Here is a 24,113-nt window from a genome sequence, read left to right on the forward strand (position 1 = left end):
CCTGTGCCGTCAGTGCTGGATGCTTTCCTGGTCACGGTGCGCAGCGGGTTCGATCTGGAAGGTGGAATGCTCGATGCTGACGTCGAAGTCCTTGGCCACGCAGCGTTGCAGGTCGGCCAGGATGCTTGCCGAGTGCCCGTCGCGCATGCACTGATCCTGCACGGTGACGTGGGCGGACAACACCGGAACGCCCGAGGCCACCAGTGAAGCGTGCAGGTCGTGGACGTCGATGACGTGCGGCAGGGCCAGGATGTGTTCCCGTACTTTGGCCAGGTCCAGGCCCGGGGGAGTACTTTCCATCAGCACGTTCACGGTGTCCCGGAGCAGGCTGAGGGTGCGCGGGATGATCAGCGCACCGATCAGCAGGGACACGACGGCGTCCGCCCGGGTCCAGCCGGTCAGGGCGATGACCAGTGCTGCCACGATCACCGCGATGGAACCCAGGGCGTCGTTGAGCACCTCGAGGAACGCGGCCTTCATGTTGAAGTTGTGGTGACGGCCGGAGGCGAGCACCACAAGCCCCACCGCGTTGCCGGCCAGGCCGATGACGCCGAACCACAGCATGAGGGAGCCGCCCACCTCGGGAGGGGCAAACAGCCGGCGGATGCCCTCCACAATGACGAATCCGCCCACGCCCAGCAGCAATGCGGCCTGCCCGGCCGCGGCGATGATTTCGGCGCGCTTGTAACCCCAGGTGCGGGTGTGGGTGGCAGGCTTCAGGGCAAGGGATGCCGCAATCACGGCAATGAGGAGCCCCGCGGAATCGGTGAACATGTGCCCGGCGTCCGCCAGCAAGGCCAGGCTTCCGGTCAGGACCGTTCCGAGGATCTCGGCCAGCATCACGGTAAACGTGATGCCGAAAACCAGCAGCAGCTTTCCGCGCTGGCCGTGGTGGTCGGCTCCGCCGTGGGAGTGGCTGTGTCCGCTGCCCACGGGTCAGCCTTTCCTCATGGTGGGCATGCCCAAGGACTGCGGAGCCGGCCCGCAGCAGTCGTCGCCGGCCGGGTCCTGCTCCGCGTGCGGAACCGCGCAGCAGGGGTCCCCGCGCCACGCGCTGACGCCTTCACGGACGGCGATTGCCGCAATGACCAGTGCTGCCCCGGCGTCCGCCCACCACCAGCCCAAGGCGCTGTTCAGGACCAGGCCAACCAGCAGCACGGCGGAGAGGTAGGTGCACAGCAGGGTCTGCTTCGAATCGGCCACTGCCGTCCGGGAGCCGAGTTCGCGGCCGGCACGGCGCTGGGCCCAGGACAGGACTGGCATGACGGCCAGGCTCAGGGCCGCGATGACGATGCCGGGAACCGAGTGCTGCGCTTCTCCCGCGCCTGCCAGCGAGCGGACGGCGTCCACGGCAACGAACGCGGCAAGGGCAAAGAAGGACACGGCGATGATCCGCAGCGTCAGGTGCTCGCGCCGCTCCGGGTCCTTGGCGGAGAACTGCCAGGACAACGCCAGTGCGGACGCCACCTCGATCACCGAGTCCAGCCCGAAGCCGATCAGGGCCGAGGAGTCGGCCACCCCGCCCGCCCACAGCGCCACGGCGGCCTCGATGACGTTGTAGGTGATGGTGGCCGCTGCAAAGAGCCGGATCCGGCGGCTGAGGACCCGCCGGCGTTCCGTGCCGGGCATGTGGAGTGCTGTCATCGCGCCACGTTCCCGTCGGGGCCGCAGCAGGTGGGGTCCACGGCCAGGACCACGTTGATCAGGTCCGTGATGGCGTGGCCGATCCGGGCATCCGCGAGCTCGTAGCGTGTGCGCCGGCCGTCCGGAACAGCAACCACCAAGCCGCAGCCGCGCAGGCACGCCAGGTGGTTGGACATGCTCTGCCGTGACACGCCGAGGCTGTCCGCCAGGTCCGAGGGGTACGAGGCTGCCCCGGAAAGCGCCAGGAGGACACGGGCGCGGGTTGGGTCTGAGACCGCGTAGCCGAACCGGGCCAGCACGGGAGCCTGCGTGAGGGTTTGCATGATCCCAAAGTACATAGCTGGCTGTATTCAGGCAACTGTGTACTTTGGGGACTGCGACGGTCCCCGGGTTGCTAGTAGCCGGAGGTGTTGGTGGCCTGGCAGGTCTGGTCGCTTCCGGTCTGCGCCACCACGCTCCCGGAATCAGCTGACGACGGCGGTGTGGCGGGCTTGGTGCCCGTCACGAAGTCGGTGCCGGCAGAGAGCTGCACGCCCTGGATGTTGGCCACCTGCTGGACGCTGCCGGCCGGCAGGCCGAACAGTGCGGCGACGTCCGCTGCCACGTCTTCATACCCGGCGCTGTAGTAGACCATGGTCTGGGTGCGGACGGTGGCCTGGAGCTTGGTCACCTTGGTGAAGCCGGCGTCGGCCAACAGGCCGGCGATGGCAGTGCTTCGGGCCGTCACGCCGGTGCCGTTGGCAACGGATACCGGCTGCAGCGCCTTGTCGTAGGCGGGTGCCGCGGGTGTCGCGGGTGCCTGGGTGGGGGCGGCGGTGGCCGGCTGGCTCAGGTCCGGATTGCTGCGCAGTGCAGCGAAGAAGTTGGCGGCCGCCGGCTCGTCCAGGGCCAGCCTGTTGGGGTCCTGCGGTGCCGGGACGGTGGGAGTGGTGATGAAGTTGACGCTCGCCGGATCGATGTTCTTCAGCCGGTTGGCGATGGTCAGCAGCGACGGCACGGAGGACAGCCCCGAATCCACGGTCAGGTTCTTGGTGACCGTATCAGCGATGGTCAGTACCTTTTGCGGGTTGCTGAGTGTTCCCTCGGACTTGAGTTTGCGGGTCAGCGAGGCCAGGAATCCCTGCTGGGCCTTGATCCGGCCCAGGTCCCCGCCGTTGGCGAAACCATGCCGGGTGCGCAGGAACGCCAGCGCCTGTTCACCCTGCACCTGGGAGGTGCCGGCGGGCAGGTGCAGCCCGGAATCGGGATCGTCCACGGCGTCGCTGACACATACGTCCACGCCGCCCACCGCGTTGGACAGTTCCTTGACGGCGTTGAAATCGGCCATCATGAAGTGGTCGATCTCCAGGCCGGTGAGCTTGTTCACGGTGTCCACTGCGCAGCCGATTCCAGCCTGCTTCATGGCGCTGTTGATCATGGCGCCCTGCTGTGCGGGATACTTCTGGCCGGTCTTCGGGTCCGTGCAGGCCGGGATGTTCACCAGGAGGTCGCGGGGAAAGCTCACCACGTTGACGTGTTTGTTGTCCGCCGAGATGTCCAGCAGCATCATTACGTCGGACTGTCCGTAGCCGGAGGAATCGTCCGCGCTGCCGTACTCGCTGTTGTTCCCGCTCCGGGTGTCCGAGCCCAGCACCAGGATCTGCATCCGGTCCGTGCTGTCATTGACCGCACCTTCGGTGCGTTCGCCACCGGCGGTCAGCGCCGCGGTGCTGATGTTGGACTGCAGGCGCCAGGCCCAGTAGCCGCCGAACGCCAGGACGCCGAGGAGGAGCACGGAGACGACGGCGACCACAGCCTTGACCCAGCGCGGGGCACGGCGGCGGGGCCTGCTGTGGCGGGAACTGGCGGCGTACAGCTCGCCTTGGCCCGGATAGGCAACGGGAGTGGAGCCTTCCTGTTCCGGGCCGGGAGATTTTCTGGAACCGAACACGACGAAATGACCTTCGGGAGGGGACAGGTTTCCGCTACCCTACAGGGCCAAGCTGGCAATTTCCCCAGAATGCCGGTTTCCCGGCCGCGCCGGTGCGGTCCCCGGGCGGCGGGGGCGTACTCTTTTTTCTCGGCGGTACCCGCCCCGGAGATGGGCCCGGCCGTGGAGGAAGCCCGGGGTGCAGGCTGAGGAACGGACAGATGGATACAGGTCAAAAGCAACGCAGCGCGGCCCGCCCTGGCCGGCCCGGATGGGGACGATTTACCCTCTGGCTGGAGGATGACTCGCCGGGTCGCCTCCGGCCGCTGATCTTGGCCGTGGTCCTCACGCTCTCGGCGATCGGGCTCGTGGAGGTGGCGTCGGCGTCGTCCGTGGAATCCGTGGCGGCAGGAAACAATCCGTACGATCTCCCGCTCAAGCAGGCCATGTGGACCGTTGCAGGCGTGGTGATCATGCTGCTTCTGGCCCGGATGCCCGTGCGGCGGATCCGGCGCCTGGGCTGGCCCATGCTGATCGGGTCACTGGCAGCGCTGGTCCTGGTGTTCACGCCGCTGGGCATGTCCGTGAACGGCAACCGGAACTGGCTGAGTGTAGGCGGATTCACCGCCCAGCCCTCCGAGTTCGCCAAGCTGGCGCTGATTGTCTGGGCCGCGGCCATCCTGGACCGGAAACAGGCCCTGCTGGCGAACTGGAAACATGCGGTGGTACCGCTGGGCCCCGCCGGCGGGCTGATCATGATCATCGTGGCGTTGGGGCACGACCTCGGCACCACCATGATCATCATGTTGATCCTTGCCGCCACCATGTTCTACGGCGGGGTTCGGATGAAGGTGTTCTCCGTGGCCGGCCTGATCTGCGTTGTGGCCGCCCTGGTCCTCGCGGCAACCAGCGGCAACAGGATGGGCCGGATCTCGTCCTGGCTGGGCATGGGTTCGGACGAGGACGCCCAGGGCATGGGTTACCAGGCGCAGCACGGCGCATACGCGCTTGCCTCCGGCGGCTGGTTCGGAGTGGGCCTGGGGCAGAGCCGGCAGAAATGGAATTGGATCCCGGAAGCCCACAACGACTTCATCTTCTCCATCCTGGGCGAAGAACTTGGGCTGGCCGGCACCCTCCTGGTCCTCGGGCTGTTCGCGATCCTTGCCATCACGGTCTTCAAGACGATTGCCCGCACCACGGACACCTTCTCGCGGATCGTTGCCTGCAGCGTGATCACCTGGATCCTGGGGCAGGCGGTGATCAACATCGCCATGGTGAGCGGGTTGCTGCCGGTCATCGGTGTCCCGCTGCCGTTCATCTCCTACGGCGGCTCGGCCATGGTCTCCTCCCTGGCCGGCATCGGGGTGATCCTGGCCGTGACCCGGCCGGAACATCCGGACACAAAGTCCCCGGCCAAAGCTGCCGCCCCGGCGAAGCGGGTGAGGGAACACGAATACCAGCGGTAGCGCCGGGAGGGCCGTTCCGGGAACGCCCATGACGGCTGTCCGCTTCATTGTGGCCTTCGGGATCGTCAGTGCCCTGATGGACATGGTGTACGAGGGCGCGCGGAGCGTCACCGGGCCCTACCTGGGCGCCCTGGGTGCCTCGGCCCTCCTCGTCAGCGTGGTCACGGGGGCGGGTGAGGCCGTCGCCCTGGTCCTCCGCCTGCTGTTCGGGCGCCTCGCGGACCGGCCCGCACTGCGTTGGTCCCTTGCCATCTCCGGCTATGCCCTCACGGCGTTGTCCGTGCCGCTCCTGGGCATCAGCAATGCACTGTGGATCGCCTGCCTCCTGGTCCTGGCCGAACGGCTGGGCAAGGCCGTGCGGAGCCCTGCCAAAGACACCATGCTGGCTGAGGCTGGTTCCGCCTTGGGCCAGGGCAAGGCCTTTGCGCTGCACGAAGCGCTGGACCAGGTGGGAGCACTGCTGGGGCCCCTCCTGGTAGGGGCGGCGCTCGCCCTGACGGGAAGCTACGGGCCGGGATTCCTGCTGCTGGCCATCCCCGGGCTGGCGGCCATGCTGTTGCTGTTCTGGCTGAAGAACAAGGTGCCGGACCCGGCCGCCTACGAGACCGTCCCGGGCCAGCCGCCCGCGGAACCCGCCACCCCGCAGGCCGATGCCCGTCCTGGGGCTCCACCCGCACCGCCCGGCAAGGCTGCCCCGTTGCCCCGGCAGTACTGGATTTACGCCGCGTTCAGCAGCCTCACCATGTTTGGCTACGCCACGTTCGGGCTTCTTTCGTTCCACCTGGTGCAGGCCGGACTGCTTCCGCCCGCGCTGGTCCCGGTCCTCTACGCGGTGGCCATGGGAGTTGACGCCGTCGCGGCCCTGGCCTCCGGGTGGCTCTTTGACCGGGTGGGCCTGAAAGTCCTCGTGGTCCTGCCGGTGCTGGCCGCAGCAGTCCCGTGGCTTGGCTTCAGCAACAACACAGCGCTTGCGGTGGCGGGGGTGCTGGTGTGGGGAGCGGCCATGGGGGTCCAGGAAAGCACCATGCGGGCCGGCGTCGCGGGGCTGGCACCCGCAGCCCGGCGGGGGAGTGCATACGGGATGTTCACTGCCTGTTACGGCCTTGCTTGGCTGGCGGGAAGCTTCCTCATCGGCCTGCTCTATGAACAATCAATTCCGGCCTTGGCGGTGACCATCACCGGGGTGCAGGCAGTGGCCCTGATGATCTTCGTCGTCGTCCGTCCGCACGCCGGCAGGCCATAAGCCGGCCGGAGGAGGCGCCGAAGGGACTCAGGCGACGGCACTCTCAATCTCGGGGCACTCACTGCAACGGACCTCCGCAACCAGCGAGCCGGCGTCGTCCTTGCGGAAATGCGTGACGTGCTTAGTGGCTCTGCCGCAGGTGGGGCAGTAGCTCTGGCTTTGTTTTGTCCACATGCATGAATAATACGGAACGCCCCGCCAAAGGGAAGATCGGGGAACCGAACTATGTGGATGCCCGCAGCTGATTTTCATCAGATCTTGACCAAACCTGCTGGCGATCCTTCGGGAAACGCTGAGACTCGGCGCGTAGCTTGGGCTCATCAGGCAGTTTCAGTGGCATGGACGGAGCGCAGGGCAATGACCATTACAGATTACTTCGTGGCTCTCGGCGGCATGTTGGCTTCCCTCGGAGCTGCCGGGCTCGTCGCGGCCGGGCTCATCCGGGCGCGGGCGCGCCACTAACCCCTCCGGGTACCGGTACGCCGCTGCCCTTCCGGTAGTCCTCAGGCAAACGCCTGGGGCTCAAACCGGGTGCCCGCGGCGCCGCTGGGCATGGTGCTGAGGATGCTGTCCGCAACGCTGCGGACCTTGAGGTTGCGGTGCCGCGACGCCCCGGCGAGCTTGCTGAAGGCCTCGGGGTAGGAACAGCGGTTTTGTGCCATCAGCACACCGCAGGCCACATCGATGGAGGTCCTGCTCTCCAGCACCTGCTTCAGGTTGTCCCCGGAGCGGATGACGCCGTGGACGTCCAAGGCCAGCTTCAGGCTCTGTGAGGCCACCCCGGCAAACCAGGCCGCCTCGTTGGTGATCCGGGTGATGAAGGCGTAGTTGCCGTGGGCCAGGAACACCAGGGCTCCCGACGATCCGGGCCGCAGTTCGAGGGGGAGGGCCAATGCCGCTCCGTATCCGCCGTCCAGCAACCGGTGACGGTACGCCTGCCAGCGCGCGGCGGAGCCCGTGGGGTTGACCACCACGGGCGCTGACAACGCCACGCCCAGCGCCGTGGGCCCGTCTCCGTGTTCCTCCTCGGCCGCCGCGAAGCGGGCTGCTCCCGGTGTGCTGCCGGCACCGGCGGCGTAGGTTCGCTGCCTGTGCAGCACGGCGCCGCACTCGATCGTTGAGCCGGCCGTCGTACTGAGCCACCTGGCCCCTGCGTCGGCGAGCGTCTGCAGGGAGCCGGCGTCGTCCTCGGTACCTGTTATCAGGTCCAGCAGGAACCCTTGCCGTTCGGGTCCCCTGTTATGTGCCGGGCCAACCGCCACCCCGCACCCCCATTCAAGTCGTACCCAGTGGCATCGGCCGCCGCAGGTTTCCCTGCAATTTATTGGGTGGCCAGGGCGCGTGCACGAGTAGCCGGTACTCTACTTTTTCCGGCGGCCGGCGCAGGTACTTGCCCGGGCTCTTCGGGGGCCGGGCCGGCGGATGGGCTACGATAGATTCGTTAGACAGCCAAGCAAGTAGGATATCGAAGGAATTCGCATGAACCCGCATGGTGCAAGCGAAGGCTACTCGTACCCCACCCTGGAAGACACAGAGCCCAGGGCCGTTGATGTGATCAACGCCCTCCGGGAGTTCCGCACATCCGAAACCGCCATGCGCCGGCGCACCCGCTCGTCGCCCGCCATGGGGGAGACCGATCTCCTGGCCCTGCGGTACCTCATTGACGCAGAAGCCGCCGGCGTGGGCGTACGCCCCACGGAACTGGCAGGCCGGCTGGGAATCACCTCGGCCTCCATGACCACGCTCGTGGACCGGCTGGTTGCCAGCGGCCATGTAACGCGTGAACGCCACCCGTCGGACCGCCGCGCCATCATTCTCCGGCCCGCACCCGGAGCCGACGAGGAAGTCCGGCATAACCTCAACCAAATGCATAAGCGCATGCTCGAGGCCGCCGAGTCCCTGTCGCCGGAGGAAATCAAAGCGGTGATGCACTTCCTGATGCGCATGCGCGAGGCGGTGGACGCCGTCAACATGGCTCCGCACATTGGATCCCGGTAGACAACGAAGTAATCCTAGTTAGACTAGCTACATTGTTAGTGAACTATCGGATGGTGGATCGAATGACTGCAGTACTTGAACCTCAGGCGGCCGGGCACTCGATCCCGGTGACGATAGACACCGAGACTCCCGCCCGGCCCGCGGAAAGCGTGGCGCTGGACATCACGGCACCCGCGGCCCCCATGCATTGCGGCGTGGAAATGACGGCCTCCCCGGTCCCCATTGCTTCCCTCGGCTGGGCTCCACTTGAGCTCGGCTCCTCCGAATGGTCATGTGCCTGCGGGTACAGGCTGGATAGCGAACCTGCCGGAGATCCACTGGAAGCGGTCCGGCTGGCCTCCGCGCGGGTGGAAAGCATCCAGTGGGAGCTGGATGCCGCGCAGGAGGGGTTTGCCAACGCCGTGCGCGGCGCCTCCCGGCTGGGTGCCGCGCCGGACGCCCTGAGCGACGCGGCGGGCCTGACCCAGATGGAACTCCGGGAGTTCCTCGCCGGCAGCGACCGGCTGTTGTAGGTCCAGGAGCTGTTCGACCCGAAACTCCCGGAAGAAAGCCATGACGTCACGAAGTGCAGCCACCCGTCTGTTCGGGTGCAGCTGCACTTCGTTGGTTAAAGCGGGAGAGGAAAATGTGGCCGGCCGGCTCTGGCCCGATCAGGGGGCGCGGCGAGCGGCCGGGACGGGCTATGCGGCCTGGCGGGCAGGCGTCGCGGAACGATGCCGCCGGTCAGCCAGCACGCTGATGGTGCAGGGTGCCTGGCCGGGATCGATCTTGGCCGGCAGGTGCCTGGACCGGGCTGCGGAACGGAGCATTTCCAGCGCATCCTCGTCCACCCAGGCGCTGGAGATATCAAGCTCCAGGTCCAGGCCCCCTTTGAGGGAGTTGGCACGCTTGGCCACGACATAGAGTGCGTTAATGCTGTGGATGGTGATATGCCCCTTTGCAATCACCTGGGCCTTGCTGTGGTCCAGGTCAATCCGGACCACGATATTAAGCTTCGAATTCACGTTGTAAAGCCTTCCCCGGCATTGGCTGCGACGCTGCAGCTTCTTGCATGGCCTGTTTGCTTAAGCCTCAACCAGAGTAGGGACAGAATGTGATGTGCGCAACACCGCGGCCTTTATGACATCGAAGCGAACGTTGGCCCTCCCGCTCTGATCCGTGATGTGATCAAGGCACGCCCAGTAGCACCGCCTCCGAAGGACATCCCATGAGCAAAGAACAGCTGATCATTATCGGTTCCGGCCCGTCCGGCTACACCGCCGCCATCTACGCCGCCCGCGCCGGACTGAACCCGCTGGTCCTGGCCGGCTCCGTCACGGCCGGCGGTGCCCTGATGAACACCACCGAAGTGGAGAATTTCCCCGGTTTCCCGGGCGGCATCCAGGGCCCGGAGCTGATGGACGGCCTGCAGCAGCAGGCGGAAAAGTTCGGCGCCCGTATCGAGTACGACGACGCCACCTCCGTTGAGCTCAAAGGCCCCGTCAAGCGCGTGGTCACCGGCGGCGGGGAGACGTACGAGGCGCAGGCGGTCATCCTCGCCACCGGCTCCGCCTATAAGGAACTCGGCCTGCCGGAGGAGAAGAAGTTCAGCGGCCACGGCGTCTCCTGGTGCGCCACCTGCGACGGGTTCTTCTTCCGCGACCAGGACATCATCGTCGTGGGCGGCGGCGACTCCGCCATGGAGGAAGCAACTTTCTTGACCCGCTTCGGCAAGACCGTCACTGTGGTGGTCCGCAAGGGCGAACTGCGGGCCTCCCGCATCATGGCGCAGCGGGCCAAGGACAACCCCAAGATCCGGTTCGCCTGGAACTCCGCGGTCAGCGCCATCCACGGCGACGGCAAGGTCACCGGCGTGACCCTCACGGATACCCGCACCGGCGAAACCCGGCACCAGGACGCCACCGGCATCTTCGTGGCCATCGGGCACCTGCCGCGGACCGAACTCGTGGCCGGCCAAGTGGATCTGGACGAGGAGGGCTACATCAAAGTGGATGCCCCCACCACCTGCACCAACCTCGCCGGAGTCTTCGCCTGCGGCGATGCCGTTGACCACCGGTACCGGCAGGCCATCACTGCGGCCGGCACCGGCTGCGCGGCTGCCCTGGACGCGGAACGCTTCCTGGCAGCCTTGGAGGACGCAGCCAGCATCGCGACCGCGCTGGTGGAGGAACCGACGCACAACTGAGGCAGTCCGGCGGCGGGCCCCCGGGGTCAGACCACTTCGGGGAGCCTGCCCGTTAATACAGAGACCGGAGCGGCAGACCAGCGCTCGCGTTCGGGCTCGTAGGAGATCACCATCGACGCGTCGTTCTCGCGAGCCTCGTCGATGGCGAGCAGCAGGGCATCCTCCATGTGCCGGGCATACTCCAGGCGCTCCTGCAGGGAACCCTGCAGGCCGGCGTCGTCAATCAGCACGTGGCCCTTGCCGTCCACAATGACCTTCAGTGAATACCCGCGGTCCTCGTGCAAGGACCCCCGGGTGGACGCAATCTCGGTGACCCGGTCTGCCCGGACCAACCCGTTGCCCAGAGTGCGAACCCACACTTCACCCATGAAATGACCTCCCCTTGGCGGTGGGCACGAATCAGCGCCCCATAAGGCGAACGCTACTCCTCGCCGGCCCTTTTGTGACCCCTGTATTTTTACCGCCGGGACGCACGCCGGTGGGGGGACCTTCGGCACTTTCGGCATGCGGTGGGGCCGGGGGAGGGTGGTGCCATGGCGGACCGGACTTCCACCGGCGGGAGCGGCAACGTTGGCTCCGCAGTGGTCAATGCCCTGCTCCTGTACGGGATCAACATCTGGCCCGGGTGGCAGGTGCTGCCCTTCCTCACCTCCGGCATGGTCCGCGTCCTTGACCTCATCAACGCGTCCCTGATCGCCGGCATCGTGGTGGGCGTGGTCTGCGTCCTGATCCGTGCCCGGGCCCTTTGGGCCGTGGGAAACCTGGTGGCGCTGGGCTTCGGCCTGGCCGCCACCGTCCGCGTCTGGGAGGTCTTCCCCTTCGACTTCACGGGCGGCTGGACCGGCTGGCCGGTGCTGGTGCGGGTGCTCCTGGTGATCGCCATGGCGGGCTCGGTCATTGGGGCTGTGGCGGAGCTGGTCAACCTGGTCCGGGCGTTGGCGGGCATCGAGCCCCGGCCCAGGAAACGTTAGGGGCCGGGGGCGCTGCCACACCCCGTCCTTCGCGTCACGGCCCTGATGCGTTGGCGGCGGCCATAGGATAAATCTGATGACTTCCCCGGATGACGCCCAGCCCTTCAACCTGCGCAGTATTGCGGTCGCCGCGTTCGGTCCCACGCTGCTCTTCGGAATCGGCCAGGGTGCCATCCTCCCGGTGGTGGCATTGTCGGCCCGCGAGCTGGGCGCATCAGTGGCCGTGGCAGCCCTCATCGTGACCCTCATCGGCCTGGGCTCCTGGTTCTTCAACCTTCCCGCGTCCCTGGTGACCCTGCGCTTCGGAGAGCGTTGGTCCATCGTGGGCGCCGCCGTCGCCGCCGGCCTGGCCCTCGCCGCCGCCGCCACCTCCGCGCTGGCCCCGAACGGACTCTGGCTGCTGGCCGTGGCGATGACCGTCGTCGGGATGTCCGGTGCGGTGTTCGGCCTGGCCCGGCAGAAATACCTCACCGAGGCCGTGCCCGTGGCGTTCCGTGCCAGGGCACTGTCCACCTTGGGCGGGGTGAACCGTATCGGAGTGTTCATCGGCCCCTTTGCGGGCGCGGCCGTGATGCAGTTCTTCGGCATCGCCGGCGCGTACTGGGTGGGCGTGGTGGCCATGGCCGCGGCAGCCCTGCTGTCCCTCACCATCCCGGACCTGGCCGTGCCGGACGCCCCGCCGGGCGGGGACGGCGCCGCCCAGCCCACGCTCCGGAGCGTCGCGGTTTCGCACGCCGGCGTATTCCTCTCGCTGGGCGTGGGCATCCTGCTGCTCAGTGCGTTGCGGTCCTCCCGGCAGGTGGTGATCCCGCTCTGGGCCGACCATCTGGGCATGGACGCCACCTCCGCGTCCCTGATCTACGGCCTCTCCGGTGCGATCGACATGCTGGTGTTCTATCCCGCCGGCAAACTGATGGACCGCAAAGGCCGGCAATGGGTGGCCATCCCGTCCACGTTGCTCATGGGAACCGCACTGCTGTTGATCCCGCTCACCGGATCCTTCACGGGACTGCTGCTGGCTGCGCTGCTGATCGGCTTCGGCAACGGCATCAGCTCCGGGCTGGTGATGACCCTGGGAGCGGACTTCTCGCCGGATCGCGGCCGCGGCCAGTTCCTGGGACTCTGGCGGTTCATGGCGGACGCCGGGTCCACCGGGGGCCCGGTGCTCCTCTCCGGGGTGACGGCACTGGCCTCCCTGGGGCCGGGGATCTCAGCCACGGGCATCCTGGGGTTCGCGGCGGCGGCCGTGTTCGGCGTCGTCCTTCCCCGCCTCAAGCATCGCCGGAACTACTGACGCCGGCAGGCTATTCTCGACACATGACCGACCCCGGCGTGAGCGCCCGCATCAGCCCCCTGCACAAAGCCGTGTGGTGGGCCCAGGATTATGCCTATGCCACCGGCTGGCAGGTCAGGGGGTTCCTCTCCCGCGTGCAGCCGGCCTCCTTCCGGACCGGCACCCTGCAGCCCGTGGTGATCATCCCCGGCGTCTATGAAAACTGGCAGTTCATGATGCCGCTCATCCGGGCCATCCATGATGCCGGGCATCCCGTTCACGTGGTCACTGTGCTGCAGCGCAACAAACTCAAGGTCCCGGACGCCGCCAGGCTGGTGGCCCAGCACCTGGAGGAGGCGGGCCTGCACAACGCCATCCTGGTGGCCCACAGCAAAGGCGGGCTGATCGGCAAATACACCATGCTGTCCCTGGATCCCGAGCACCGGATCGACCGGATGATCGCCGTGTGCGCACCATTCTCCGGTTCCCGCTACGCCCGGTACATGCTGCTGCCCAGCCTGCGGATCTTCTCACCGCGCAACGCGTTAACCCTGCAGATGGCGCGCGAGCAGACCATCAACAGCCGCATCACGTCCCTGTACGGCCCGTTCGACCCGCACATCCCGGAGGGCAGCGTGCTCCCCGGCGCCACCAATATCGAGTTGCCGGTGGCCGGGCACTTCCGGATCCTTGGCGACCCCGGGACCGCGAGGATCATTGTGGAGCAGTTGAGCCTTCCGGCCTGACCGCATCCGGTGCTGCAGTTGATGATCCCGCGGCTGCCGCCGGTGCCGCGGCTGCCGCGATCCTGCCGGCGATGAATTCCGCGTCGCGGCCCACGCCGTGGACCATGGAGGAGGCGAGCGAATGCTGGAAGGTGGCGCCGAGGAAGTAGAGTCCGCGCTGGCTGGCGGCCACGCCCCGGTCTTGGGCAGGCTGGCCGTCCGCGCCCATCACGGGCAGGTGGATCCAGTCCAGGTCCGGAGTGAATCCGGTACACCAGATGACGTTGGCCACTTCCAGTGTCCTCCCGCCAGCCAACAGCGGAAGGCCGTCTTTGGTGCCTTCCGTCCTGGCAACGCGTACGACGCCGGCGCGGACCAGGTCCCGGTTCTTCACCCTGACCAGTGGCCCGCTGTGCGAGAGGACCCGGGGCCGGGCCTTCCGGCCGGCGGGCGTGCCGAGCGTGAGGATATGGGAGAAGGCGAAGAAGACGGCCAGCGTCAGCGGGCGGGCGGCGGCGGCGTCGACGCGCCAGGGGATTTCGCCCGGATGGCGGCCGGACAGGTAAGTGGTGCGGGTGGAAGCAAGTTCCAGGGCGATGTCCGCGCCTGAATTGCCGGCGCCGACCACCAGGACCGGTCCCGGCGCGAGGTCACGGGGGCTCCGGTAGCTCCCGGCTGTGAGCTGCCGGATGGCCTGGCTGAGCTGCCCGGCGAAGGCGGGAATCCGGGGTTTCCGGTCCCAGCCGGAGGCGACCACCACGTTGTCGGCTTCGAACCGCCGGCCGCCGGCGTCGATGACGAAGGCGTGGCTGTCGTGGCGGAGGCCGGTGACCCGGACATTGTGCCGGACCGGCAACCTGAACTCTTCACCATAGCGGTCCAGGTAATCGGCGAACTCTTCGCGGGAGGGGAAGGACCATTGCGGTGCGGGGAACCGGCTGCCTGGCAGGGCGTCGTACCGGGCCGGGGTAAAGAGCCTGAGGGAGTCCCAGCGGGCGCGCCAGCTGTCACCGGCTGCCGATTGTTCATCCAGGATCACAAACGGCCGGTTGAGGCGGGCAAGGTGGTAGCCCATGGCCAGGCCTGCCTGGCCGCCGCCGATGACCACGGTGGTGAAGTGCTCCGACACGGTGTCCTGCCCTTCCGTCCGTGCCGCTCCGCTGCGGTCCCGGGCTTCCTGCTACAATTCATCCGAAAGATGTTCGGATGAATTAAGGCTAGGCCCGGCGATGAGTGAAGTCAATGCCCAGGCACGCCGCTACAACTCCCCATTGCGGAGGGAACAGGCGGCGGCAACCCGGGACGCGGTGCTCTCCGCTGCCCGGGACCTGTTCGTCGGCGAGGGGTACCGGTCCGCCACCGTTGCGGCCATCGCCCGGCGGGCGGGTGTCGCCGTCGACACGATCTACGCCACGATCGGGCGGAAGCCGGACCTCCTGCGCGGGGTGGTGGAGACGGCGATCTCGGGGACCGGCCAGGCCGTCCCGGCCGAGCGCCGGGACTACGTGATCCGCATACGCGAGGCGACGCGGGCGGCCGAGAAGATCTCCCTGTACGCCCAGGCCCTGGCACACATCCAGCCCCGGCTGGCGCCGGTGTACGAGGCGCTCCGTGATGCGGCCGGCACCGATCCGGACTGCGGCGCGCTCTGGCGGGAGATCTCGGACCGGCGCGCGGCCAACATGCGCCAATTCATCGCGGACCTCGCCACGACAGGGGAGCTCCGCACCGACCTGCCGGCCGCGGAACTCGCCGACGCTGTATGGAGCATGAACGGGCCGGAGTACTGGGGGCTGCTGGTGGGCCAGCGCGGCTGGGATCCGGAACGGTTCGCCGTGTGGTTGGGCGATGCCTGGTGCCGGCTGCTGCTGGACCGGTCCTGAGCCGGGGTTGCGCCTATAAGTGAAACGCTCCTCCGGAAAGCCTTGTCGGCCTTCCGGAGGAGCGTAACTACTGTGTCCCGGACGGTATCACCCGTCGGAGCCGGCCGGGGTGGTGGTGGCGGTGTAGCCCTCAAGCTTCAGCGCCGCCTGGGCATACTTCTGGTCGAACGTATCCGCCATGTTGACCTTGGAGGTATCAACCCCGATGGTCTTCTCCTCGTCAAAGACTGTCTTGGGGCCGCCGGCGGGCATGATGCCGTCAGGGAGGAACTGGCCCTTGTCCTGGTCCAATGCCTTGACGTAGTCGTCCTTGCTGATGGTGCTGTTCTGGACGAAGGCCGGCGGCAGCTTGTCCGCGATCTCCTGGGCGGAGTGGGTGCTGATCCAGTGCATGGTGTCCACCAGCGCATCCACCACTTTCTGGGCTTCATCCTGGTGGCTGTTGACCCAGTCCGCCTGGGCGAGCAGGCCTGCGGACGGCAGCGAACTGCCGAGGGCCGCCTTGGCACCATCCGCCGTAGCCAGGTCAATGGCGGGAACCGCAAGGTTCTTGGCCTCGAGGGCGCCCACTGTTGGCTGGGTGGTCATGACGCAGTCGGCGGACCCGCGCTGGATGGCGGCGATGGCGGTGGCGCCGGCACCGACGGCGATGGTCTGGTAGTCGCTCTTGGACAGGCCGGCCTTGGACGCAATGAACTGGGTGAGTTCGTCGGTACCGGAGCCGAGGTCCGTGACACCGACAGTCTTGCCCTTGAGGTCGGCTCCGGAGTGGACGTTTGCCTTGGGGCTGCACATGATGCGCTCGCCGGGGGCGCCGGAGAGCTGGATGAGGTTGGTGACCTTCTTGCCTTTGGCCTGGAAGTCCACGGTGTGGATGTACCACGCGCCGGCCATGTCCACCTGCCCGGACGCCATGGCCTCCTCCGCACCGACGCCGCCCTGCTGCTCGGTGGAGAGTTCCATCTTGACCCCGTACTTCTCGTAGTAGCCCAGCTGCTGGGCCAGTTGGTACGGGAGGTAGATCTGCTTGTCGATGCCGCCCACCATCATCTTCACAGTGGGCATGGAACCGGTTCCGGCGGACGCACTGCCGCCGGCGGAGCTGCCGCTGGCTGCAGGGGTTGAACTGCTGCCGCAGGCCGCCAGGCTGAGGGCGACGGCTCCGGCTGCTGCCGCGGCAAGAATAGGGCGCTTCATCATCATTGTTTTACGCATCCTTTTGTTTGTCCCGATCGGGACATGGGGGTGGGTTACGGGTAGTGCGGGTTGGAAAGCTGGGTCCGGGGTCAGATGGCCTGGGCCTCGGAACGGTTCGGCGGGCGCCATTTGAGGAGCCTGTGTTCGAGGAGGTTGATCAGGGATTCGGCAAAGAGAGTGACGACGGCGATGATCACCATGCAGGCGAAGACCGTATTGGGATCGAAGGTCCCCTGTGCCTGGCTGATGATCAGGCCGATGCCTTTCTGCGCGCCGAGCACCTCGGCCACAAGGGCTCCGATGATGGCGAAGCCGAAGGCGGTGTGCAGGCTGGCGATGATCCACGTCATCGCAGAGGGAATGGTCACGTGCATCGCCACCTGGTACGGCGAAGCGCCGAGCACCCGCACATTCGCCACCAGGTTCTGGTCCACCTCACGGACGCCTTGGAAAGCGTTGAAGAACACCACGAAGAAGACCAGCACGGCTGCGAGCAGGATTTTCGGGAAGACCCCGAGCCCGAACGCCACGATGAAGATCGAGCCGAGCACGATGCGCGGAATCGAATTCACGATCCGGATGTAGGGCCCGACGACGGCCGACAGGTACTTGTTGGACCCCAGGAGGATGCCGAGGATCACGCCGACGAAGGTTCCCAGCAGGAAACCAAAGAACGCCTCCTGGGCGGTGACCCCCAGGTTCTCCCAGATGGTGCCGAACGCCGTCCCTTCCGTGAAGAGCTTGACCAGGCTGTCCCAGATTTCAGAGGGCTGGCCGAAGAAGAATTTGTCAACCCATCCTTCCGTGGTGAACCACTGCCAGCCGCCCACCACCGCGACGGCCAGGACCACCCGGCCGATCCAGATGGACGTGGTGCGGCGCCGGGCTTTGATCCGGCCGGCGCTCTTCGCTGCTGTTTCTGGTTCCACTGGCGTCTCGCTTTTGCGGGTTTCGGGGTGGGCAACGGTTGTCATGCCGCACCTGCCGTCAGGGCATAGGCGCGGGTGACTTCGTCCTTCAGGGATTCCCAAATACGGCCCTGGAGTTCCAGGAACCGCTCCTCGTGCCGGATTTCCTGGACATTGCCGCGGGGCCGGGGAAGGTCGATGTCGAAGACGTCCTTGACGGACCCGGGGCTGCTGGTCATGATGACCACCCGGTCCGAGAGTGCCACCGCCTCGTCCAGGTCGTGGGTGATGAACAGGACCGAGGGCCGCAGTTCCTCCCAAAGCTTGAGCAGTTCGTTCTGCATGATGGCCTTCGTCTGCACATCCAGCGCTCCGAACGGCTCGTCCATGAGGAGGATCCGCGGATTATTGATCAATGCCGCCGCCATGGCCACGCGCTTGCGCATACCGCCCGAAAGCTGGTGCGGGTACCGGTCCTCGAAACCGGCCAGGCCCACCCGGCGCAGCCAATCCCGGGCAAGGTCCGTGGCCTGCCGCTTTGGCATGCCGAGCAGGATGGGCCCCATCATGACGTTGCTGAGGACGCTCTTCCAAGGGAACAGGGCGTCCGCCTGGAACATGTAGCTCACGCCGTTGGTGATGCCTTCCACCAGGTTGCCGCCCACCCTTACCGAACCGGCACTGGGCCGCTCCAGGCCGGAGACCTGGGCCAAGGTGGTGGACTTGCCGCAGCCCGTGGGTCCGACGATCGAGCAGAACTGTCCGGCCTCGACGGTTACCGTCACATCACGGATGGCCGTGAAGGTTTCGCCTTTCGGCGTCAGGTAACGCTTCGTCAGGCCGGACACTTCGATCCGTGCCCCTTCGGCGGCCTTCTGCGGAGGCCCGGGCGGCCTGGGTGTGGGGGTGCTGTCCATTGCAAGACCTCGCTGTCTCTTGTCCATGTAGTTCTGGTTCGTGATGTTGGTCACTGGAACTGTGTGAAGCTTAGGAAGTGATCATTCCGGCCAGAAAGACTTCCGTAAGATGTGTGCTTTAGCCGCAAAAGTGCACGTTTTGTGCATTTTCTGCCCCCATGCAAAAACCGTGCCTCCGAGGCTTCGATGAGCAACGAATCAGCGCCGCGCAGGCCACGGGCTGGCAGGCTTTTCACAACGCTGACGGCCCAAATCCTGCTGGCCTCGCTGTCGCTGCTGATCTTCACCGTGGCCTTGGGCGGTTTCCTCTTCTCGATGATCAGCAACCAGACGCTGGACCAGCAGTACCAGCTGCGCGCCCTCGGGATTGCGACCACCACGGCGCAGATGTCGGAGATCCGCTCCGCAGTGGCCTCCGGGGACCCCGGCCACCTCATCAACGGGATTGCCCGCCAGGTCATGGCAGCCGCCGGGACCGATTACGTCGTCGTCACCGACCGGGAGGGGATACGGTTCTCGCACCCGGATCCAGCGTTGATCGGCCACCGGCTGGAAGAACCGGTGGCGGTCCTGGACGGCCAAACCCATGTCGGTTTCGACCCCGGAAGCCTGGGCCGCTCCGCGAACGCCAAGGCCCCCATTTTCGGCGCAGACGGCTCGGTGGTGGGCCAGGTCTCGGTGGGGATCGAGGACACCCAGGTCCTGAGCAACCAGATGCAGAACATCTGGCTGATCACGGGCTTCTCCGCCCTGGTCCTGGCCTTGGGCATCGTGGGCTCCCTGCTCCTCTCGCGGCGCATCAAGCGGGTCACGTTCGACCTGGAGCCAGCCGAGATCGCCTCCCTCCTGCAGGAACGTGAGGCCCTGCTCCACGGAATCCGGGAGGCCGTCGTCGGCCTGGACGATGCCGGCAAGGTGACGGTGATCAACGAGGAGGCCCGGCGGCTGCTCCACCTGGAAGGGGAGGCCCTGGGGAAACCCATTGCCGAGCTGCTGCCGCACGGCCGCCTCCGGGACCTGCTGGCCGGCCGGCTCCCCGGTGCAGACCAGGTGGCGCTCACCGAGGATGCCCTGCTGGTTGTCAATAGGATGCCGGTGGCCACCGCCGGCCGCAGTATTGGGTCCGTGGTAACCCTTCGGGACCGCACCGAAATCGAAGGCCTGGTGCGTGACCTTCACTCGATCCAAGGTTTGATGGAGGCCATGCGGGCCTTGGAACATGAGTACGCGAACCGGCTCCACATTGTTGACGGCCTGCTGGAAATGGGGGACCTTGACCAGGCCAAGAAGTACGTCTCGCAGGTATCAACCATGTCCAGGTCCCTGGGGGAAAGGCTGCGCGCCAGCATTTCCCCGCCGGAGCTGGCTGCCTTGCTGCTGGCCAAGGTGGCCGTCGCCGCCGAACAAGACGTGCAGATGGAGGTGACCGCCGACTCCAGGCTGGAACATCCGGAGGCCGATCCCACCGAGCTGGTAACCATCGTTGGCAACCTCCTCGACAACGCCGTGGACGCGCTGGCGACTACGCCGCGGCCCCGCCGCGTGACGGTACAGTTCGATGACGCGGACGGCGTCTTCATCGCCGTCCGGGACAACGGGCCCGGCATCCCTGCCGACAAGCTTGACCAGGTCATGGTGGACGGATACTCAACCAAGGACCCGCGGCCAGGGATGCGTCGAGGCATCGGGCTGGCCCTGGTAAGCAGGATCGTGCGCAGGGCAGGCGGAACACTGGATGTGTTTCCAGGTCCCGGCGGTAACTTTGAGGTGTGGCTGCCGGCAAAGACGCAGGCAGCGGTTGAAGACAGGAGTGCAGGCGTTGATTAAGACGCTCGTCGTGGATGACGATTTCCGGGTTGCGGGCATCCATGCGGCCAGGGTGGAGCGGGTGGACGGATTCGAGTGCGTCGGCCAAGTCTACAGCGCCGCGGCCGCACGGGATGCCATCGTCCGTCTGAACCCTGACCTCCTCTTGCTGGACATCCACCTGCCGGACGAGGACGGACTCTCCCTCCTCCGGTCCCTGCAAGCAGCCGGAACCCAGGTAGACAGCATCGTGATCACCGCCGCGCAGGACCTGGCCACCGTCAAATCCGCGATGACCAGCGGCGCCATCTACTACCTGGTCAAGCCCTTCGGGTTCGACCGCCTCCGCACGCAGCTGGAGGCCTACAAGATGTGGCGCGAGGAGCTGGAAGCCGTTTCGACGGCAAGCCAGGCAACCATAGACAGCCTCTACAAGGCCCGGCTGGCAGGGATCAAGGCGTCGGCTCCAGCCCCGCGCCTCCAGCCCACCATGCAGAAAGTGTTCGACGCCGTCCGGGCCGCCCGCGGGCCCGTCAACGCCGCGGAAATTGCGGAGCAGCTTGGCGTCAGCAGGCCAACCGCCCAGCGCTACCTGAGCACCCTGGAACGGAAGGGCCTCCTGGTCCTGGACTTGGCCTACGGCAGTACAGGCAGGCCGATGAATTCCTACACGATTTCCTAACTGCCGCCCTGACCGGCCGGCCACCGCTGCCGGGTGGCAGTAGTGATATAACCGCAGGTCAAGCAGCAGTTGAAATTTCAAATACCTTGAGCATTTGTTGACTCTTTACCCCCTCGCTTCCTGAGCTTGGCCCTGCAAAGTAGTTCCCAGCTAGTCAAAACGAACACCACAAAGTCTGAGGGGACACCATGAAGAACAGCACTCTGGTCAAGGGAACTGCCGCTATCGCCGTTGGCGCCGCACTGCTGCTGGGCGGCGGGGGCACCCTGGCCAACTGGAACGCAGAAGCAACCGCCGCTCCCGGCACCATCGTTTCCGGCGACCTGAACGTCGTCAAGGCCGTCAACGGCGTCTGGAAAGACCGTACCGGCACCGTCATTCCCGACATCTCCGCTTACAAGGTTGTCCCGGGCGACAAGCTCACGTTCACCCAGGACCTGACCGTGACCCTGGTGGGCAACAAGATGGCCGCCAACGTCACCACCACCGGCATCAGCGCCACCAACGGCTTCACCCCGGCCAACGTCTCGGTCAGTGCTCCCGCGCTCACCGTGGGCAGCACCGCCGTCGCAAACCCCCTGGTTCCAACGGGATCGGACCAGACGGTCACCGCAACCATCACCTTCGAATTCCTGTCCACCACCACCGGCCGCGCGGACACCACCAAGAGCTACAACTTCAACAACGTGGCCTTCCAGCTGACCCAGGTCACCCAGCCCGGCCTCTCCTAGCCTGACGTGGCCGGGTGGCCCCAGGGCCACCCGGCCGGCAGTACCAGGAAACAGGACCAGGAGGAAGCCACATGCGCATCACGCGCTCACTAAAGGCAGCGGCATTGATCGCCGCTGCCGTGGTCCTGGGCCTGTTCACCGTGCAGGGAACTTTTGCCCTCTGGAACGCGTCCGCGGTGGCCGCTCCCGGAACCGTGACCGCGGCCTCGTTCGATGTGGCGCTGACGGCGGTCAACTCCGGCACCACCACGAACATGACCCTGGCCACCGGGGCCGCGGCGAACCTGGCATTGTCTCCAGCCGGCACGCTCGGGCCAGGGAGCCCGGTCTCCGGGGGAGTGGTGGTCACCAACAACACCAACGCCGGCGGCCAGTTCAACACCGCCACCACTTTGGGCCAGCCAACAGTGGCCAACACCGGCGGGGGCACGCTGGCCTCCTACATCATCGTGAGCGCGAAGACCGCCGTTTCCTCCACGGAATGCAGCTCCAGCACCGGCTACGCGCAGATCGGCGCCAGCGGCCTTGCCTCGCCCACAGTGGGCAAAGGCGGGTCCACCATCTTCTGCTTCCAAGTCAGCCTCGCCTCCGGCGCCCCGTCAACAGTGAAAGGACAAGCAGTGACCATCTCCCTTCCACTCACCGCACGTCAACTCTGCGGGGTGCCCAGTGGCTGCTGACCTGACCGAACGCCTTCTCGGCGGAGACACCGAACCCGTCACTCCGGCAGCCGAGCCAAAGCCGGCACGCCGGCGCAAAGGCGCCTGGGCCGCCGTCGGACGCATTCTGAGCATGGCGGCGATGCTCGTGGCGCTGTTCGCCGCCATTGTCCTGATCGTGGTGCCGGTGGCGACCGGATCGCAGACCTACACCGTACTGACCAAGTCCATGGCGCAGCACTACCCGCCGGGCACCTTCATGGTGATGAAGCCGGTGCCGTTCAACGAACTCAAGTACGGCGACGTCATCACCTTCCAGCTGTACTCGGGCCGGCCCGACGTGGAAACGCACCGGATTGTCGGGTTTGGTTCCACCCAGTCCGGGGAGAAGACGCTCATCACCAAGGGCGACAACAACGGGGCCAACGATCCCGAGCCCATCCGGGCCATCCAGGTCAAAGGCAAGCTGTTCTACGCCGTCCCGTATGTCGGTTTCGTGGCCAACTTCCTGGGCAATTCGGACCGGGAAATGTGGACGGTCATCGCGGCTGTGGCACTGATCGGCTACGGCTCCATCACGGTCTACAAGTCCGTTCGCAAGGCCCGCAAGCATGATCACCCCGCTGCCGAGGCCGCCTGAATGCCGCGGCTGAGGAGCATTCCAGGAGCCACGTTCGCCGTGGGGGCATTTTTGCTCACAGTGCTGCTGGGTGCCGGCGCCGGCACGGCCTCGGCCCTCTGGCAGCAAAGCGCGACGGCAAGTATGGCCGTCACGGCGTCCGGCACCTGGCCGACGCCGGTCCTGCCCACCCCTGCCTGCACCGCCGGGGACACCGCCAACAAGACCATCCAGTTGAGCTATTCCGGATTGTCCGAGGTACCAACAAAGTTCACCGTTTCTGCGGCCGGGTCCAACGGGACGTACGGATCCAGCCTGGACTTCGCCGGATCCGGCGGGACATCCGGGAGCTTCGTGGTTTCGGGTGATTCCGTGGTCTTTTCCCAGGTCAGTTCCGCCACCGCAACCGTGCGGGTGGTTGCCACGTTTGCCAGCGGGGCGCAGTCCACCGCATCGGTCAAGGTCACCCTGGACATCGGCACCGGAAACAGGAAAGTCTACTGCGCCTGACCACCGCCAGCCCGGCGGAAGAGGGCGCCGCTGCAGCCCCCCTTGCAGCGGCGCTCCCTCCCGCCGGGCTGGCCTGGCGGCAGCGACCTTTCGTGGCGACCCGGAGCCGCCCGGACGCCCCCGATATGTGGGACGCGCAAGGGAGACAGCGCCGCGAAAAGGGGTTTGCGCGTCGGTAGACTGCGGTCATGTCATCCCGAATCAGTGAACTCGTCCTGAATTGCGCCGACCCCGAACTGCTTGCGCCGTTCTGGTGTGGAGTCCTTGGCTACGTCGAGCTGGACCGCGAGGAGGGCTCGATCGAAATCGGGCCGGCGGCCGGTTTCGGCGGCCTTCAGCCCACCATCATCTTCAGCCCCAGCAGCAACCCGCGCGTGGGGCGGCTGCCGCTGCACATCGACATCAACCCGGTGGACCGGGACCAGGATGCCGAACTGGAACGATTGCTGGCACTGGGAGCGCGGCCGGCCGACGTCGGCCAGACCGGCCGGGAGCAGTGGCACGTCCTGCAGGACCTGGAGGGCAACGAGTTCTGCCTCCTTCGCAGGCGGCTCGAACCCTGAGCCTGGCTGGCCCCGGATACTGGAGTGCCTGGGGGCGCCCACTTCAAGACGCCACCAGGCACTAGCAACTATCGACGGCGGCGCTCAAGTTACCCGGAGTAAATTCCGCAAGGTTCGGTCAAGAGTTTCCGGCTGCGGGCCGGACCTCCAGGCTCCGACATAAAATGGCCTGCCGCCTGCCGACTGCGGTGCCGGCGTGTCCCGTTCAGGTACTAGGACCCTTT

At 66.6% G+C, this 24,113-nt stretch carries 27 protein-coding genes; 16 read left to right on the forward strand and 11 right to left on the reverse strand.

All coding sequences use genetic code 11. The annotated features are described in order from the left end of the window. Positions 1-9 precede the first annotated feature (9 nt). The 4 genes from AC4EEO_RS04035 to AC4EEO_RS04050 all read right to left on the reverse strand — a co-directional run bounded on the left by AC4EEO_RS04035 (position 10) and on the right by AC4EEO_RS04050 (position 3,574). Positions 10-933, reverse strand: coding sequence for a cation diffusion facilitator family transporter (locus tag AC4EEO_RS04035; RefSeq protein WP_018760620.1), 924 nt, complete (start codon positions 931-933; stop codon positions 10-12). Positions 934-936: 3 nt separating this feature from the next. Beyond that, a complete protein-coding gene (locus tag AC4EEO_RS04040) occupies positions 937-1,644 on the reverse strand; it encodes a cation efflux transmembrane domain-containing protein (RefSeq protein WP_018760619.1) in 708 nt (235 codons plus the stop codon). After that, entirely contained in the window at positions 1,641-1,967 is a 327-nt protein-coding gene (locus AC4EEO_RS04045) for an ArsR/SmtB family transcription factor (RefSeq protein ID WP_026264332.1), read from the reverse strand. Before AC4EEO_RS04045 ends, AC4EEO_RS04040 begins: the two co-directional genes overlap by 4 nt. 71 nt (positions 1,968-2,038) lie before the next feature. Continuing rightward, positions 2,039-3,574, reverse strand: a complete 1,536-nt coding sequence (locus AC4EEO_RS04050; protein ID WP_018760617.1) for an LCP family protein — start codon at positions 3,572-3,574, stop codon at positions 2,039-2,041. A 200-nt stretch (positions 3,575-3,774) separates the two neighbouring features. Here AC4EEO_RS04050 and ftsW point away from each other — a divergent pair, with 200 nt between their 5' ends. Together ftsW and AC4EEO_RS04060 are read left to right on the forward strand one after the other, a co-directional pair. Beyond that, positions 3,775-5,019, forward strand: coding sequence for a putative lipid II flippase FtsW (ftsW, locus tag AC4EEO_RS04055; protein WP_491339959.1), 1,245 nt, complete (start codon positions 3,775-3,777; stop codon positions 5,017-5,019). Between the two features lie 28 nt (positions 5,020-5,047). Next, the gene (locus tag AC4EEO_RS04060; protein WP_491339960.1) at positions 5,048-6,262 is read left to right on the forward strand and encodes an MFS transporter; all 1,215 of its coding nucleotides are present in this window, start codon (positions 5,048-5,050) and stop codon (positions 6,260-6,262) included. A 503-nt stretch (positions 6,263-6,765) separates the two neighbouring features. Here AC4EEO_RS04060 and AC4EEO_RS04065 read toward each other — a convergent pair. Then, positions 6,766-7,524 carry an ANTAR domain-containing protein gene (locus AC4EEO_RS04065; RefSeq protein ID WP_285319290.1) on the reverse strand — a complete coding sequence of 253 codons (759 nt, stop codon included), beginning with the start codon at positions 7,522-7,524 and terminating at the stop codon, positions 6,766-6,768. A 217-nt stretch (positions 7,525-7,741) separates the two neighbouring features. Between AC4EEO_RS04065 and AC4EEO_RS04070 the strand changes: the two genes are divergently transcribed. Together AC4EEO_RS04070 and AC4EEO_RS04075 are read left to right on the forward strand one after the other, a co-directional pair. Then, entirely contained in the window at positions 7,742-8,260 is a 519-nt protein-coding gene (locus AC4EEO_RS04070) for a MarR family winged helix-turn-helix transcriptional regulator (RefSeq protein WP_109044268.1), read from the forward strand. 62 nt (positions 8,261-8,322) lie between these two features. Next, entirely contained in the window at positions 8,323-8,772 is a 450-nt protein-coding gene (locus tag AC4EEO_RS04075) for a hypothetical protein (protein WP_231369822.1), read from the forward strand. 168 nt (positions 8,773-8,940) lie between these two features. On the opposite strand, the gene AC4EEO_RS04080 is transcribed toward AC4EEO_RS04075, so the two are convergent. Then, positions 8,941-9,264, reverse strand: a complete 324-nt coding sequence (locus AC4EEO_RS04080; RefSeq protein WP_018760610.1) for an aminoacyl-tRNA hydrolase — start codon at positions 9,262-9,264, stop codon at positions 8,941-8,943. A gap of 203 nt (positions 9,265-9,467) precedes the next feature. Between AC4EEO_RS04080 and trxB the strand changes: the two genes are divergently transcribed. Then, on the forward strand, positions 9,468-10,445 hold the full coding sequence (gene trxB, locus AC4EEO_RS04085) for a thioredoxin-disulfide reductase (protein ID WP_133830412.1): 978 nt from the start codon (positions 9,468-9,470) through the stop codon (positions 10,443-10,445). Positions 10,446-10,471: 26 nt separating this feature from the next. Here trxB and AC4EEO_RS04090 read toward each other — a convergent pair whose 3' ends face one another. Continuing rightward, positions 10,472-10,813: a thioredoxin domain-containing protein gene (locus AC4EEO_RS04090; protein WP_491330376.1), complete on the reverse strand. Its 342-nt coding sequence runs from the start codon at positions 10,811-10,813 to the stop codon at positions 10,472-10,474. 165 nt (positions 10,814-10,978) lie between these two features. Between AC4EEO_RS04090 and AC4EEO_RS04095 the strand changes: the two genes are divergently transcribed. The 3 genes from AC4EEO_RS04095 (at position 10,979) to AC4EEO_RS04105 (ending at position 13,435) form a co-directional block, all read left to right on the forward strand. Continuing rightward, positions 10,979-11,416 (forward strand): hypothetical protein, encoded by a 438-nt coding sequence (locus AC4EEO_RS04095; RefSeq protein WP_491330375.1) that lies wholly within the window; start codon positions 10,979-10,981, stop codon positions 11,414-11,416. 76 nt (positions 11,417-11,492) lie between these two features. Continuing rightward, complete coding sequence (locus AC4EEO_RS04100) at positions 11,493-12,710, forward strand: MFS transporter (RefSeq protein ID WP_285319282.1); 1,218 nt, start codon at positions 11,493-11,495, stop codon at positions 12,708-12,710. A 23-nt stretch (positions 12,711-12,733) separates the two neighbouring features. Beyond that, positions 12,734-13,435 carry an esterase/lipase family protein gene (locus tag AC4EEO_RS04105; protein ID WP_133830409.1) on the forward strand — a complete coding sequence of 234 codons (702 nt, stop codon included), beginning with the start codon at positions 12,734-12,736 and terminating at the stop codon, positions 13,433-13,435. Here AC4EEO_RS04105 and AC4EEO_RS04110 read toward each other — a convergent pair. Continuing rightward, positions 13,404-14,543 (reverse strand): flavin-containing monooxygenase, encoded by a 1,140-nt coding sequence (locus AC4EEO_RS04110; protein ID WP_491339961.1) that lies wholly within the window; start codon positions 14,541-14,543, stop codon positions 13,404-13,406. The genes AC4EEO_RS04105 and AC4EEO_RS04110 overlap by 32 nt on opposite strands. A 100-nt stretch (positions 14,544-14,643) precedes the next feature. Here AC4EEO_RS04110 and AC4EEO_RS04115 point away from each other — a divergent pair, with 100 nt between their 5' ends. Next, a complete protein-coding gene (locus AC4EEO_RS04115; RefSeq protein WP_491330372.1) occupies positions 14,644-15,297 on the forward strand; it encodes a TetR/AcrR family transcriptional regulator in 654 nt (217 codons plus the stop codon). Between the two features lie 87 nt (positions 15,298-15,384). Here AC4EEO_RS04115 and AC4EEO_RS04120 read toward each other — a convergent pair whose 3' ends face one another. The 3 genes from AC4EEO_RS04120 to AC4EEO_RS04130 all read right to left on the reverse strand — a co-directional run bounded on the left by AC4EEO_RS04120 (position 15,385) and on the right by AC4EEO_RS04130 (position 18,373). Continuing rightward, entirely contained in the window at positions 15,385-16,500 is a 1,116-nt protein-coding gene (locus AC4EEO_RS04120; RefSeq protein ID WP_491339962.1) for an ABC transporter substrate-binding protein, read from the reverse strand. A gap of 83 nt (positions 16,501-16,583) precedes the next feature. Beyond that, the gene (locus tag AC4EEO_RS04125; protein ID WP_285248511.1) at positions 16,584-17,468 is read right to left on the reverse strand and encodes an ABC transporter permease; all 885 of its coding nucleotides are present in this window, start codon (positions 17,466-17,468) and stop codon (positions 16,584-16,586) included. After that, entirely contained in the window at positions 17,465-18,373 is a 909-nt protein-coding gene (locus AC4EEO_RS04130; RefSeq protein WP_491330370.1) for an ABC transporter ATP-binding protein, read from the reverse strand. The genes AC4EEO_RS04125 and AC4EEO_RS04130 overlap by 4 nt, the downstream gene beginning before the upstream one ends. Positions 18,374-18,505: 132 nt before the next feature. On the opposite strand from AC4EEO_RS04130, the gene AC4EEO_RS04135 reads away from it, so the two are divergent. The 7 genes from AC4EEO_RS04135 (at position 18,506) to AC4EEO_RS04165 (ending at position 23,889) form a co-directional block, all read left to right on the forward strand. Continuing rightward, a complete protein-coding gene (locus AC4EEO_RS04135) occupies positions 18,506-20,146 on the forward strand; it encodes an ATP-binding protein (protein WP_491330369.1) in 1,641 nt (546 codons plus the stop codon). Continuing rightward, on the forward strand, positions 20,139-20,807 hold the full coding sequence (locus AC4EEO_RS04140; protein WP_491330368.1) for a response regulator: 669 nt from the start codon (positions 20,139-20,141) through the stop codon (positions 20,805-20,807). Before AC4EEO_RS04135 ends, AC4EEO_RS04140 begins: the two co-directional genes overlap by 8 nt. 188 nt (positions 20,808-20,995) lie before the next feature. Then, positions 20,996-21,538 carry an alternate-type signal peptide domain-containing protein gene (locus tag AC4EEO_RS04145; RefSeq protein ID WP_018760602.1) on the forward strand — a complete coding sequence of 181 codons (543 nt, stop codon included), beginning with the start codon at positions 20,996-20,998 and terminating at the stop codon, positions 21,536-21,538. Between the two features lie 71 nt (positions 21,539-21,609). Further along, complete coding sequence (locus tag AC4EEO_RS04150) at positions 21,610-22,218, forward strand: hypothetical protein (protein WP_491330367.1); 609 nt, start codon at positions 21,610-21,612, stop codon at positions 22,216-22,218. Next, positions 22,208-22,837, forward strand: coding sequence for a signal peptidase I (locus AC4EEO_RS04155; RefSeq protein ID WP_491339963.1), 630 nt, complete (start codon positions 22,208-22,210; stop codon positions 22,835-22,837). Before AC4EEO_RS04150 ends, AC4EEO_RS04155 begins: the two co-directional genes overlap by 11 nt. Positions 22,838-22,876: 39 nt before the next feature. Beyond that, positions 22,877-23,326 carry a hypothetical protein gene (locus AC4EEO_RS04160; protein ID WP_166651650.1) on the forward strand — a complete coding sequence of 150 codons (450 nt, stop codon included), beginning with the start codon at positions 22,877-22,879 and terminating at the stop codon, positions 23,324-23,326. Between the two features lie 188 nt (positions 23,327-23,514). Then, entirely contained in the window at positions 23,515-23,889 is a 375-nt protein-coding gene (locus AC4EEO_RS04165) for a VOC family protein (protein WP_491339964.1), read from the forward strand. Positions 23,890-24,113: the final 224 nt, after the last annotated feature.

The sequence above is a fragment of the Pseudarthrobacter sp. MOO13 genome (genome assembly GCF_058267655.1).

Excerpts from the sequence above, each read along its gene's own strand:
- AC4EEO_RS04115 (WP_491330372.1), top strand. The coding sequence starts at position 14,644 with ATGAGTGAAGTCAATGCCCAGGCACGCCGCTACAACTCCCCATTGCGG.
- AC4EEO_RS04165 (WP_491339964.1), top strand. The coding sequence starts at position 23,515 with ATGTCATCCCGAATCAGTGAACTCGTCCTGAATTGCGCCGACCCCGAA.
- AC4EEO_RS04040 (WP_018760619.1), bottom strand. The coding sequence starts at position 1,644 with ATGACAGCACTCCACATGCCCGGCACGGAACGCCGGCGGGTCCTCAGC.
- AC4EEO_RS04105 (WP_133830409.1), top strand. The coding sequence starts at position 12,734 with ATGACCGACCCCGGCGTGAGCGCCCGCATCAGCCCCCTGCACAAAGCC.
- AC4EEO_RS04100 (WP_285319282.1), top strand. The coding sequence starts at position 11,493 with ATGACTTCCCCGGATGACGCCCAGCCCTTCAACCTGCGCAGTATTGCG.
- ftsW (WP_491339959.1), top strand. The coding sequence starts at position 3,775 with ATGGATACAGGTCAAAAGCAACGCAGCGCGGCCCGCCCTGGCCGGCCC.
- AC4EEO_RS04150 (WP_491330367.1), top strand. The coding sequence starts at position 21,610 with ATGCGCATCACGCGCTCACTAAAGGCAGCGGCATTGATCGCCGCTGCC.
- AC4EEO_RS04145 (WP_018760602.1), top strand. The coding sequence starts at position 20,996 with ATGAAGAACAGCACTCTGGTCAAGGGAACTGCCGCTATCGCCGTTGGC.
- AC4EEO_RS04095 (WP_491330375.1), top strand. The coding sequence starts at position 10,979 with ATGGCGGACCGGACTTCCACCGGCGGGAGCGGCAACGTTGGCTCCGCA.
- AC4EEO_RS04120 (WP_491339962.1), bottom strand. The coding sequence starts at position 16,500 with ATGATGATGAAGCGCCCTATTCTTGCCGCGGCAGCAGCCGGAGCCGTC.
- AC4EEO_RS04060 (WP_491339960.1), top strand. The coding sequence starts at position 5,048 with ATGACGGCTGTCCGCTTCATTGTGGCCTTCGGGATCGTCAGTGCCCTG.
- AC4EEO_RS04075 (WP_231369822.1), top strand. The coding sequence starts at position 8,323 with ATGACTGCAGTACTTGAACCTCAGGCGGCCGGGCACTCGATCCCGGTG.
- AC4EEO_RS04090 (WP_491330376.1), bottom strand. The coding sequence starts at position 10,813 with ATGGGTGAAGTGTGGGTTCGCACTCTGGGCAACGGGTTGGTCCGGGCA.
- AC4EEO_RS04070 (WP_109044268.1), top strand. The coding sequence starts at position 7,742 with ATGAACCCGCATGGTGCAAGCGAAGGCTACTCGTACCCCACCCTGGAA.
- AC4EEO_RS04125 (WP_285248511.1), bottom strand. The coding sequence starts at position 17,468 with ATGACAACCGTTGCCCACCCCGAAACCCGCAAAAGCGAGACGCCAGTG.
- AC4EEO_RS04045 (WP_026264332.1), bottom strand. The coding sequence starts at position 1,967 with ATGCAAACCCTCACGCAGGCTCCCGTGCTGGCCCGGTTCGGCTACGCG.
- trxB (WP_133830412.1), top strand. The coding sequence starts at position 9,468 with ATGAGCAAAGAACAGCTGATCATTATCGGTTCCGGCCCGTCCGGCTAC.
- AC4EEO_RS04135 (WP_491330369.1), top strand. The coding sequence starts at position 18,506 with ATGAGCAACGAATCAGCGCCGCGCAGGCCACGGGCTGGCAGGCTTTTC.